This window comes from Pseudomonas sp. HP_14 (genome assembly GCF_055283875.1).
On sequence record NZ_JBTOQI010000046.1, the window covers coordinates 14,494 to 27,036 of the forward strand.

Consider the following 12,543-nt stretch of genomic DNA (forward strand, 5'->3'; position numbering starts at 1 on the left):
CCTTAACCCTGACGGGTGCCGCCGGTTTGCTTGAGGAAGTTGGCGAACAGCTCATGACCCTGCTCGGTCAGAATCGACTCGGGGTGGAACTGAATCCCCTCGACGTTCAGTGTCTTGTGGCGCAGCCCCATGATTTCGTCCACTGAGCCGTCTTCAAGCGCAGTCCACGCCGTTACTTCCAGGCAGTCCGGCAAGGTATCCAGCTTGACCACCAGCGAATGGTAGCGAGTGACGGTCAGCGGATGGTTGAGGCCTTCAAACACGCCATCATCTTCATGAACCACTGGGCTGGTCTTGCCGTGCATGACCTGACGGGCGCGCACAACGTCACCGCCGAACGCCTGACCAATTGACTGATGCCCAAGGCATACACCGAGAATCGGCAGTTTGCCCGCGAAGTGTTTGATCACTTCCAGCGAGACGCCTGCTTCATTCGGGGTGCAAGGGCCGGGCGATACGACGATGCGCTCAGGCTTAAGGGCTTCGATCTCGGCGACGGTCAATTCGTCGTTGCGGATTACCTTGACGTCGGCACCCAACTCACCGAAGTACTGCACAACGTTGTAGGTAAAGGAATCATAGTTATCGATCATCAGCAGCATTTGGCTTAAACCCATTGAATTACTGACTATTTTTTCAACCTTCAAAATCGCTGCCGATTGAGTGCCCGCTAGTGTAACGACCGGGGGTTGACCCGGAAAAGCGGCAGGGCGGAGTTTTAAAGGCGTATCAGGAGGTCCGGACAGGCCGGAAGAGAATAAGTCAGGCGCGCCAACGCCAGCGGGCGTGAGCCTTGATAACGCGCATCAAGAGTTTGCTGACGATCAACACAGGGGAGGTCTCGTTTCTACGTCCCGGCACATTAGCGTACCGGGGGATGGCGTGCAATATCACATAACCTGTGCAATACGATCAAAATCTACTTTTCGAGTCACTAAACAATCGAATCTGTAAAGCAGCGGATACACATCAGCCATAACGCCAACCGCCGGGCGGTTAATGACCAATTAAGCGGGCGCGCAGGGTTCAGCTAGCTACTTTTCCTTAATCATTAAAAAAATAAAAAAGGAAACTGACCATGCTCAAACCCCGACGGTTTGCGGCGCTTGCCGCTTGCTTGCTGGTTTCAGCCTGCCCTGACAGCTGGGCAGCCTCTTCGCCTTATTCAACCATGGTGGTGTTCGGTGACAGCCTGGCCGATGCCGGGCAGTTTCCCGATGCGGATGGCCCAATCGGAGCGACGCTACGCTTCACCAACCGCACCGGGCCAACTTATCAGGACGGCAGCGGCGAGGTTTTCGGCCTGAATTCATCGACCTTGCTAGGTCTGAAACTTAATGTTGCTCCGGCCGACCTCGCAGCCTCTACGTCGCCAGTGAACGCCGCATCAGGTTTGGCAGACGGCAACAACTGGGCGGTCGGTGGAGATCGTACCGATCAGATTTATGACGCGATTACCTCGCAGTCCAACGTCATCAATCCGGATGACGGCACGGTTCTGCGCAGCCGACCTGGTTACCTGATCGCTAACAACTTTCAGGCAGACCCTGACGCCCTGTACTACTTGACCGGAGGCGGCAATGATTTCCTGCAGGGCCGTGTGCTGAGTCTGTCGCAGTCCCGAGAGGCCGCAGATCGCCTGGCCGACAGTGCCCAGGTCCTGCAACAAGCGGGCGCGCGATACATCATGGTCTGGCTGTTGCCCGACATCGGTCAGACGCCAGCCGTGTCCGGCACCATTCTGGCACCCGTCACTTCAATACTGAGCGGCGTCTTCAACGCCCAACTGATAAGCCGCCTGGCGCAGATAGATGCGCAGATAATTCCGCTGAATATTCCACGCTTCGTTTCGGAAACTCTGGATGATCCGGCTCGCTTTGGTCTCGCTGCGGATCAGAATCTAGTGGGCACTTGCTTCAACGGTGACAACTGCGACGAGAACAGCACCTACGGGATCAGCAGCGCTACGCCGGACCCGAGCAAATTACTGTTCAACGATGGAGTGCACCCCACCGTCACCGGCCAGCGGCTGATCGCCGACTACGCCTACTCGTTGCTGGCCGCGCCTTGGGAAATCAGCCTGTTGCCAGAAATGGCCAGCGGCACATTACGCGCGCAACAGGATGAACTGCGCGGCCAATGGCTGGCGGATTGGGGGAACTGGCAAAGCGTCGGCGACTGGCGCGCCATTGTAGCGGCAGGAGGGCAAAAAATAGACTTCGATGCGCAAGGCAACTCAGCAGAGGCTGACGGCAACGGCTACAACATGACCCTCGGCGGCAGTTATCGACTCGCTGATCACTGGCGAGTCGGCATGGTCGGTGGCGCTTATCGGCAGACGCTGGAGGCCGGGGAGCTGGACTCGAATTACAAACTCAACAGCTATCTGGCAACTGCATTTGTTCAGTATCAAGCCAACCACTGGTGGGGTGATCTCACGGCATCAGGTGGCTATCTGGATTACAACAATGCCGAACGCAAGTTCGCACTGGGCGTCAGCCAGGGCAACGAGAAAGGCGACACCGATGGCGAGGTCTGGGGCGCCAGTGCGCGGCTAGGGTTTGATATTGCGGGTGCCAGCAGCAGTTGGCATTTGTCACCGTTTATCAGTGCCGATTACGCGCATGTGAAGGTAAACGGCTACTCGGAGAAGGGCAGCCGCTCAACGGCGCTGACCTTTGATGACCAGACTCGCAAGTCACGGCGTCTGGGTGCTGGCTTGCAGGGCAAGTTTCAGGTCACCCCCACAACTCAGCTGTTCGCCGAAGTAGCGCATGAGCGGGAGTTTGAAACTGATCAACAGGAAGTGACCATTGCCTTGAACAGCCTGCCGTTCAATGACTTCACCCTTGAAGGCTACACGCCGCAGCGAGATCTCAACCGCGCCACTCTTGGCGTCAGCCAGAAACTGACCCAAGACCTGAGCCTGCGGGCCAATTACAACTGGCGCAAGAATGACGACGTGACGCAGCAAGGGGTGAATCTGGCGGTGAGTCTGGACTTTTAAAACTCGTACTTGGCCGACAAGGTAAAGTTACGCGGCGCGCCATACACGCTTCGGCCACCAAATGGCGCGCTGGCCAGGCCTTCGTAGTAAACCTTGTCGAACACGTTGTTGAGACTCAGTTGGGTCGAAAGATTCGGATTGACCTGATAGCGAGTCATCAGGTCAACCAACGTGAATGCATCCTGCTCGACTGTAGTCGGCTGGTTCAGATAAGTACCGACGTTGTAGGTACGTGTCTGGCTATAGACCGCACCTCCAACATGCCATTTGTTCAGATCGCCCGGCAGCCGGTAGTTGGTTGAAAGCTTGAACAAGTGGCGAGGCAGGTCGGTGTCGAACAGACGCCCCACATTGGCCGGATCGGAATCGCTCTTGTACTTGGCTTCGGTAAATGTGTAACCGGCACCCACCTGCCAATTCGGCGTGAGTGCACCATTGATCTCCAGATCAATGCCCTTGCTGCGTACTTTTCCGGAAGCCTCGTAACACGAAATGCCCGGATACGTCGGACAGGTCAGCGCAGGGTTGCCGACTTCCCGTGCGCGGTTCATTTGATCGATCTGGAATACCGCAGCGCTGGCGTTCAACGTGCCGTCGAAGTATTCACCCTTGATGCCGACCTCATAGTTCTTGCCCGTGATGGGCTCCAATATCTTGCCACTGGTGTCTTGCGAGGTTTGCGGCTGGAAGATATCCGTGTAGCTGACATACACCGAGTGGTTGGCATTGAGGTCGTAGATCAACCCGGCATAACGGGTCACATTCCGAGTGACCTTAAAGTCGGTGCTTGGGTTATTGAGGATGTCCTGGTTGTAGTCATACCAGTCAAGGCGCCCCCCAAGGATTAGCTTGAGCGGGTCGGCCAGGCTCCAGCGAGTGGTGACATAGACGCTTTTCTGTTCGATATCGGTGAGCGTGCCATAGGTGTGAGTCACACTGGGCCGAGGATTGGCGCTGGGATCCCACTGACCAAGGACGATGCCGTTCACGTTTGGCGCGTACCCTCCATTGGTTTCCTTGAGCGACTTACGCCAACTGCTGCCCAGCACCAACTCATGTTCGCGCCCCAGCATCTGGAAGGGACCGCTGGCAAACGCGTCATAGCTGGTCTGTTCGTATTCGGAGTTTTGCTCAACGATACGCTGTTGCCAGGTATTGCCGACAGGCCGCAGGAACGAAGCGAGAATGTCTGAGTCAGTCCAGTTCTTGATCGCCGCCAGACGCAAGTTCCAGCCGTTATCGAAACGATGGTCCAGCTCGGTAAAGACGCTTCTGGTGTCCTTGTCCCAATATTCCCAGTCATTGCCGAAATAGGAAGAACGTGACAGATGAAGGTCGCCGCCATCAGCGTCCACCGGAATACCGCCCCAAGTGGTGTTGTTATTGTCGTTCTGATACGAGCTACCAAAGGTGAGCGTCGTATTGTCGTTAAGGTCGGCCTCGCCAATAGCGTAGAAAAGGCCCAGCTCGTTTGACTCAACATCCCGAAAACTGTTCTTGTCGTTGTAGCTGCCGACTACCCGCCCCCGCACTGTACCTTCGTCATTAAGCGCTCCCGAGGCATCCAGTTCGGTACGGTAGTTGTCCCAACTGCCGACGCTACCACTGACGCTGACTTTGGTTTCTCGAGTCGGACGTTTTCTGACCAGGTTTATCGCTGCCGACGGTGTACCGGCACCTTGCATCAAGCCCGTTGCACCACGCACGATCTCTACCCGGTCGTACATCGCCAGATCAGGTGACGGCACGAAGTCGCCGTCATAAGCCGTGGCAAGACCGTCGTACATCAGGTTTTCCACCTGAAAGCCACGGGAGTAAATCAACGGGCGCACCGCGCTGAATTTCTGCACCGTAACGCCGGGGGTGTTCTTCAGTGCATCTTCCAGGTTGACCATCGCCTGATCATCCATGCGCTGGCGGGTGATGACCGTGACCGATTGCGGCGTCTCGCGCATGGTCAAAGGTAATTTGGTTGCTGTCTGCATTGCACCGGTGCTGTAGGAACCCGAGTCCTCGGTAGTGCTGCCCAAGCCCAGACCGCGAATGCTTGTAGACCCCAACTCCAATGCCGAACCCGTTGCAGCCGGCACCAGCACGTAACCACCATTGGCCTGACGCTGAGCTTGCAGGCCGCTGCCTGCCAAAAGCCGCGCCAACCCGTCCTCTACAGAATAAGTACCCACCAACCCCTGGGACTTCAGACCCTGAGTGTGTGCCGCGTCAAATGACAGAGTGACGTTGGCCGCAGTGGCGAACAGACTGAGCGCCGTACCCAACGGACCGGCAGCGATCTGATAGGTAATGCTCTGGCTTTGCGCCGTGGCCTGGGCTGGTAAAAGCAGCGCCAAGGGCAAAGGCATCAAGGTCAGGCCATACAACGCCAAAGGTGTCATACGGGCAAATGCACTGGCTGTCTTGAGGGGCAATCGGGTCATGGATTTACATTCCGTCGGCTGGCAAATATGCGGCCTTGTTCGCCGCTTCAAGTGATTGGCCGTATGAGAATGAAAATCGGCAACCCGACCGGATGATTTATTTACAGCGGTTTACACCGCCTCAATGCTGACCCAATAACGCGTCAGGAACTTCACCTTCACAGGCAGAGATACCCCGAGGTTTTCCAGTATCGTGTCGGTGTCGTCTACGCGAAATGCACCGGACAGCCGCAAGTCCGCAATGCTGTCGGCACAGCGTACGAAGCCGTGGCGATACCGCGACAGTTCGGTAATGAAATCCCCCAGACGCCACTCGATCACAGTGAGCATGCCTTGGGTCCACGCGCCCGCCCCCAGAGGCACGGGCATGGCCTTAGTGATCTTGTCACGAGTAAATTCCACGCGCTGACCCGCCTCAAGGCGAAATGGTACCGACGGATTGCTACTGGCACGCACCTCTACAGCGTGCTCCATCACGCTCACTTCAGAGGTCGATCCATCGCTGCGCACGCTGAAGCGAGTTCCCAAGGCACGCACCCGCCCTTCGGGGGTGTGCACCACGAAGGGTCTATTGGCAGGATCGCTCGCGGTCTGGATGAGGATTTCCCCGCGACGCAGGCGAATCAGCCGCAAACCCGAGTCATAGCTGATATCCACAGCGCTGTCGGTATTCATATTCAGGGTACTGCCATCGCTCAAGCGCAGTTCCCGCCGTTGTCCCTTGCTGGTGTGGTATTGCGCCAGGGCGCCTTGTATCGCGCTTGAATCCTTAAGGGTCCAGCCCGCTGTTCCGGCGGCCAGTAGTAGCGCGAGGGTTTTGAGCACTGCACGACGACGGGCACGTACACCCACCAGAGTCGGCAAGGCAACTTCCTGAGGCAGGCTTGAGAACTGACTTTGTAGTCTTTCGACGCGCGCCCAGGCCTGGGCATGCGCCGGATTCGCCGCAACCCAATCGCTCCATGCCTGACGTTGTGCAGCGTTTGGTACCGAAGAGTTGAGCTGCACATACCAGGTGGCAGCTGCTTCCAGCGTCTTGTGGTCAAGGACAGTCATCAGTCGTCCGTTAGCGCAAGACAGTGGGTCATCGCTCGAATCATATGATTCTTCACGGTCGTGACCGAAACACCATGGCGCTCGGCGGCAGCAACGTAGGACAAACCTTCAAGCTGCACCGCGAGAAATAACTGCCGGGTACGCTCACCTAGTCCATCCAGCATCAGATCAACCGCTGTCAGGGTTTCCAGAATTAGCAGACGGGTTTCAGGAGAAATATCCAACGGTTCCGGGCGCATGGCCAAGGCAGCCAGATAGGCCTGCTCCACCGCTCGACGACGGAACTTGTCAATCATCAGCGCCCGAGCGACGGAGCTCAAATAAGTGCGCGGCTCACGAATCGCATCGACATTACGTGCTGTCAGTACCCGCAGGAATGTGTCCTGGGCAAGGTCCGCGGCCTCGTTGGCACAACCCAGTCGAACCCTCAGCCAGCCCTTGAGCCAGCCGTTGTGTTCGCTATAAAGGGAACCGAGCGCGCAATGATCCGATGCAGGCATGGAAGATACGACCAGAGCAGTTAATGATAATGACTCGCATTATTCGTTAATGTCTGATCGTAACGCAAGGGATGAAATCTCCAGTGCGCCGGGGTTCCTGAAAAGCTGACCTGTGGGAGCAGTGCCTCACTGCTCCTGCTCAGCCAGCGCCACAGCGCGGAACATGGCGCGGCGTTTGTTCAGGGTTTCTTCCCATTCCAGCGCTGGCACCGAGTCAGCCACGATGCCGCCACCGGCCTGGACGTGCAGTTCGCCGTTCTTGATCACAGCGGTACGAATCGCAATCGCGGTGTCCATGTTGCCGTTCCAGGCCAGATAACCCACCGCGCCGCCGTAGACGCCACGCTTCACGGGCTCAAGCTCGTCGATGATTTCCATGGCGCGGATCTTTGGTGCACCGGACAAAGTACCTGCTGGCAGAATCGCCCGCAGGGCATCCATCGCGGTCAGCCCGCTCTTCAGTTGGCCAGTGACGTTGGACACGATGTGCATCACGTTCGAGTAACGTTCGATGACCATTTTTTCCGTGAGCCGGACAGAACCGATTTCCGAAACACGACCGGTGTCGTTGCGCCCCAGATCGATCAGCATCAAGTGCTCGGCGATCTCCTTGTCATCGGAAAGCAGGTCTTCTTCCAGCGCCAGATCAGCTTCTTCGTTCGCACCGCGAGGGCGGGTGCCGGCAATCGGGCGAACGGTGATCAGGTTGTCTTCAACACGCACCAGCACTTCCGGAGAACTGCCGACCACATGGAAGTCGCCAAAGTTGAAGAAGTACATGTAAGGCGTCGGGTTGAAGCAGCGCAGTGCCCGATACAGATCAATCGGTGCAGCCTTGAAGTCGATGGACATACGCTGCGACGGAACCACCTGCATCACGTCGCCCGCCAGGATGTATTCCTTGATGGTATCGACTGCCCGCTCGTAGTCATCCTGGGTAAAACTTGAGCGGAATACCGGATCAGCCGCTTGCGGCCGGGTCAGGTCCAGGCCACGACGCGGAGTGATGGGCTGACGCAGTTGTTCCATCAATTCGTCGAGACGGGCCAGGCCGTTTTCGTATGCGTTCTGCTGGGCCGGGTCGACCAACACGATAGCGTGCATCTTGCCCGCCAAGTTATCGAACACGACGACGGCATCCGAAACCATCAGCAGGATATCTGGCACGCCCAGCGGATCAGGATTCGGGCATTTGCCGAGACGTTTCTCGACATAGCGAACACAGTCATAACCGAAGTAACCCACCAGCCCGCCGTTGAAACGTGGCAGGCCAGGAATGGTCGGCACGTTGTAGCGAGCCTTGAAGGTTTCAACGAACGCCAGCGGGTCTTCGGTCTCAAGCTGCTCGATCTCGACGCCGTCGTGAGTGACCCGAACATCGTGATCGTGAACGCGCAAGACCGTGCGGCACGGCAAACCAATGATCGAGTAACGGCCCCATTTCTCGCCGCCCTGCACCGACTCCAGCAGATAGGAGTTCGGTTGGTCGGCAAGCTTGAGGTAGATCGACAGCGGCGTGTCGAAGTCGGCCAGGGTTTCGTAGGCAAGCGGGATGCGGTTATAGCCAGCAGCAGCCAAACGCAGGAATTCTTCGCGATTCATCATCAGCCTCGTGGGTGAGGGTTAGCAGTCAGGTAAGCAAACAGTGCCGGTAAACGTATCCGGCCGAATTCAAGTCAGGCGCGCCAACGCCAGCGGGCCAAGGCCTTGATGACTTTCATCCAGAGTTTGCGAGTGACCACCACGATGGAATCTCTAAAGGAGGGATCTTTGATTTCCGGCAACAGTATCCCAGCGTCCAGATCCAGGCAACCGGGAATAAGACGTCGCAGGTCATCAATGACCAGCGCCGGGGACTCTTCTTCAATCGGTCGACCATGGTTGTAGCCGTAGCTCATGGCGACGCAGGACACGCCCGCAGCCTTGGCGGCCTGTACATCACTGCGTGAATCGCCGACGAACAGTGACTGCGAGGCTGGAATATTGGTCATCTTCATGACAAAAAACAGCGCCGCAGGATCAGGCTTCTTCGTTGGCATGGTGTCGCCACCAATGATCAGACGGAAAAAGCGGCCCAGCTTCATCTCATCCAGCAGAGGCGCAACAAAGCGCTCCGGCTTGTTAGTGATCAGCGCCATCTCGACGCCCATCTTCTGCAACCATTTCAGGGTTTCGCGAACACCGGGGTAGACCGCCGTGAACTCATGCTTTTCGGCATAGAACTTCATGAAGATCTCCAGCGCCTGCTCGGCCTCAGCATCATCAACACCGCTGTGGTCCAGATCATTGGCCAGAGCACGGCGCACCAGAACGGGCGCACCGTTGCCAATCCAGTTCCGGACCTGCGCCAATCCGGCCGAGGGACGGCCCAGTTCGAGCAGCATTTTGTCCACAGCAACGGCCAGATCGGGTACCGAGTCCACCAGTGTGCCGTCCAGATCAAACATGATCAGTTTGGGCAGTCGCCCTGGAAACAGTTGCTCGAAGCCGCTCATGCGCGAGACAACGCCAGTTCTGCGCGCATCTTGTCGATGACTTGCTTGTAGTCCGGGGTATTGAAGATGGCGGAACCGGCGACAAAAGTGTCTGCACCGGCGGCCGCGATCTCGCGGATGTTGTTGACGTTCACGCCGCCGTCGATTTCCAGACGGATGTCCAGGCCCGAGGCATCAATCAAGGCACGCGCTTCACGCAGTTTGTTCAGCGTACCCGGAATGAATTTCTGACCGCCAAAGCCAGGGTTGACGCTCATGAGCAGGATCATGTCGACCTTGTCCATCACGTACTCCAGCAGGTTCAGCGGAGTCGCCGGGTTGAACACCAGGCCCGCCTTGCAACCGCCTTCCTTGATCAATTGCAGCGAACGATCAATGTGCTGCGTCGCTTCCGGATGGAAAGTGATGTAGCTGGCACCGGCGTCGATGAAGTCGCCGATGATGCGATCCACCGGGCTGACCATCAAGTGCACATCAATCGGTGCTGTCACGCCGTATTTACGCAACGCCGCGCACACCATCGGACCGATAGTCAGGTTCGGCACGTAGTGGTTGTCCATCACATCGAAGTGAACAATGTCGGCGCCAGCGGCCAGCACAGAGTCGACTTCCTGGCCCAGGCGGGCGAAATCGGCGGAAAGAATCGATGGAGCAATAAGGAAGGGCTGCATGACGCACCTTTTTGAGCAGAATCACGGTGGCGCGCATTGTACTCCAAGACTTTCTGGAAAACTCCAACCCTGTAGGAGCTGCCGAAGGCTGCGAAGCCGGTGTGCCTGATGCACCGCTATTCGCAGCATTCGGCAGCTCCTACAGAAGTGCATCAGCTCAGAGGACCTCAATATGCCGCGCGGTAGATTTTTTCGATATCTGCGGCCGTCAGCTTGCGCGGGTTGTTGCGCATGAGGCGGTCGATCTTGCTGGCCTCCTCCGCCATCGCCGGGATCGCGTCTTCGGGCACGCCGAAGCTGCGCATGCCTTTGGGGATGTCTACCGCTTCGCATAACTCCGCCATGGCTTGCACTGCATGGTTGGCTGCGTCCTCATCGCTGAGATGCGCAACCTTCAACCCCATGGCCTCGGCGATGTCGCGAAAACGCTCGACACACGCCATTTTGTTCCAGGCCATCACATACGGCAGCAACAACGCATTACTGACGCCATGGGCAATATTGAAGCGCCCTCCCAGCGGATAAGCCAACGCATGCACCGCGCCCACTCCGGCATTACCAAACGCCATCCCGGCCATCAGGCTGGCAGTCGCCATATGTTCACGAGCGAGCAGATCAGCAGGGTTGGCGTAAGCCTTGGGCAACGCCTTGACGATCAGCTTGATAGCCCCAAGCGCCAGCGAGTCGGTGATCAACGAGCGATTGACTGACAGATAGGACTCGATGGCATGCACCAATGCGTCCACACCACTGGCGGCGGTAACGCTACGGGGGCAAGTCAGCGTCATGACCGGGCTGACCAGTGCGACGTCCGGCAGCAAGTAATCGCTGACAATGCCCTTTTTCAGTTGTGCTTGTTTATCGGAGAAGATCGCGACGTTGGTGACTTCGGATCCAGTGCCCGCCGTAGTCGGGATCGCGATAAGCGGCGGACCTTTACGCTTGACCTGATCCACACCAAACAGGTCCGCAAGCGGCCCGTCATGGCCAACAAACGCAGCCACGCCCTTGGCGATATCAATCGCGCTGCCGCCGCCCAGACCAATTAAACCGTCATGAGCACCTCGGCGATAAGCTGCGGTGCAGTCTTCGACGATGGAGATTTCCGGTTCGGGTTTGACCTGATCGAAGGTCCCATACGCCCGCCCGCCCAATTGCGCCAGCACAAGGTCGACCGTGCCGCTCTTGACCAGAATCACATCGGTGACAATCAGAGGTTTGTTGATATTCAGTCGGCTCAGTTCGGCTGCCAATTGCTCAATGGCAGCGGCGCCGGTGACCAGCTTATTGGCGATTTTGAATGCAGCAATACTCATCAGCTCGGCCCTTTGGAATTGTTTTGGCGAGGGAGGACGAGCAGAAGGATAGATCAAATGGTGATGATGGCCCTGCAGGAGTGGCCCCGGTGTTTCTGACACCACGCTGTCGCGAAGTGAACACGCCCTCTGTAGGAGCGAGCTTGCTCGCGATTCGGTCTGTCAGTCGATGTATATGTCGCCTGCGCTGACGCTATCGCGAGCAAGCTCACTCCTACAGAGGGGAGTGTGTTTATTCCACCGCAGTACGCAGCTTCTCGCTGCGGCCACGCAGCCACTCCAGCACCAGTAGCAATACCACCGAGAAGCCAATCAGCAGGGTCGCGGCAGCGGCGATGGTCGGGCTGAGGTTTTCCCGGATGCCACTGAACATCTGCCTTGGCAGAGTTGCCTGCTCCGGCCCGGCAAGGAACAGCGTCACGACCACTTCATCGAAAGAAGTGGCGAAAGCGAACAGCGCGCCGGAAATCACCCCCGGCGCAATCAGCGGCAACGTCACCCGACGAAATGCGGTCAGCGGCGACGCCCCCAGGCTGGCAGCAGCCCTGACCAGGTTGTAGTTGAAGCCTTGCAACGTCGCCGACACAGTAATAATCACGAACGGCACACCCAGCACCGCGTGAACAAGAATCAACGACAGGAAGCTGTTTCCCAGTCCCAGCGGGGCAAAGAACAGATAGCTCGCCACGCCAATGATCACCACCGGCACCACCATCGGCGAAATCACCAAGGCCATGACCAGCGCCTTGCCGGGGAAGTTGCCGCGGGTCAGGCCAATCGCCGCCAGCGTGCCGAAAACCATGGCCAGCACTGTCGCAGCGGGAGCGATGAGCAGACTGTTCTTCAGCGCGCGCATCCACTCATTGGAGTTGAAAAAGTCCTGATACCAGTGCAGCGAGAAACCTTGCAACGGGTAAACCAGAAAGCTGCCGGAGTTGAACGACAACGGGATGATCACCAACACCGGAAGCACCAGAAACAACAGAATCAGGCCGCACAGGATACGCAGCGCGTAATACCAAACGCGTTCCAGCGGCGAGGAATAAGAACTCAACATGGCAAT

General features: G+C 57.5%; 10 protein-coding genes. 1 reads left to right on the plus strand and 9 read right to left on the minus strand.

The window, feature by feature from the left end; all coding sequences use genetic code 11:
* Nucleotides 1–2 precede the first annotated feature (2 nt).
* Complete coding sequence (locus tag ACYASS_RS25585) at nt 3–602, minus strand: aminodeoxychorismate/anthranilate synthase component II (RefSeq protein ID WP_243244358.1); 600 nt, start codon at nt 600–602, stop codon at nt 3–5.
* 476 nt (nt 603–1,078) lie between these two features.
* On the opposite strand from ACYASS_RS25585, the gene estP reads away from it, so the two are divergent.
* Nucleotides 1,079–3,007 carry an esterase EstP gene (gene estP / locus ACYASS_RS25590; protein ID WP_463588154.1) on the plus strand — a complete coding sequence of 643 codons (1,929 nt, stop codon included), beginning with the start codon at nt 1,079–1,081 and terminating at the stop codon, nt 3,005–3,007.
* Here estP and ACYASS_RS25595 read toward each other — a convergent pair.
* The 8 genes from ACYASS_RS25595 to ACYASS_RS25630 all read right to left on the minus strand — a co-directional run bounded on the left by ACYASS_RS25595 (nt 3,004) and on the right by ACYASS_RS25630 (nt 12,537).
* Nucleotides 3,004–5,442, minus strand: coding sequence for a TonB-dependent siderophore receptor (locus tag ACYASS_RS25595; RefSeq protein WP_463588155.1), 2,439 nt, complete (start codon nt 5,440–5,442; stop codon nt 3,004–3,006). The two genes, estP and ACYASS_RS25595, sit on opposite strands and share 4 nt — an antisense overlap.
* A gap of 111 nt (nt 5,443–5,553) precedes the next feature.
* A complete protein-coding gene (locus ACYASS_RS25600; RefSeq protein ID WP_463588156.1) occupies nt 5,554–6,498 on the minus strand; it encodes a FecR domain-containing protein in 945 nt (314 codons plus the stop codon).
* Nucleotides 6,498–6,998, minus strand: a complete 501-nt coding sequence (locus ACYASS_RS25605) for a sigma-70 family RNA polymerase sigma factor (RefSeq protein WP_463588157.1) — start codon at nt 6,996–6,998, stop codon at nt 6,498–6,500. The genes ACYASS_RS25600 and ACYASS_RS25605 overlap by 1 nt, the downstream gene beginning before the upstream one ends.
* A gap of 126 nt (nt 6,999–7,124) precedes the next feature.
* Nucleotides 7,125–8,600, minus strand: coding sequence for an anthranilate synthase component I (gene trpE / locus ACYASS_RS25610; protein WP_463588158.1), 1,476 nt, complete (start codon nt 8,598–8,600; stop codon nt 7,125–7,127).
* 74 nt (nt 8,601–8,674) lie between these two features.
* Nucleotides 8,675–9,493 carry a phosphoglycolate phosphatase gene (locus ACYASS_RS25615; protein ID WP_463588159.1) on the minus strand — a complete coding sequence of 273 codons (819 nt, stop codon included), beginning with the start codon at nt 9,491–9,493 and terminating at the stop codon, nt 8,675–8,677.
* Complete coding sequence (gene rpe, locus ACYASS_RS25620; RefSeq protein WP_463588160.1) at nt 9,490–10,164, minus strand: ribulose-phosphate 3-epimerase; 675 nt, start codon at nt 10,162–10,164, stop codon at nt 9,490–9,492. Before rpe ends, ACYASS_RS25615 begins: the two co-directional genes overlap by 4 nt.
* A 167-nt stretch (nt 10,165–10,331) precedes the next feature.
* Complete coding sequence (locus ACYASS_RS25625; protein WP_463588161.1) at nt 10,332–11,480, minus strand: iron-containing alcohol dehydrogenase; 1,149 nt, start codon at nt 11,478–11,480, stop codon at nt 10,332–10,334.
* A 232-nt stretch (nt 11,481–11,712) separates the two neighbouring features.
* Entirely contained in the window at nt 11,713–12,537 is an 825-nt protein-coding gene (locus ACYASS_RS25630) for an ABC transporter permease (RefSeq protein WP_122666897.1), read from the minus strand.
* Nucleotides 12,538–12,543 lie beyond the last annotated feature (6 nt).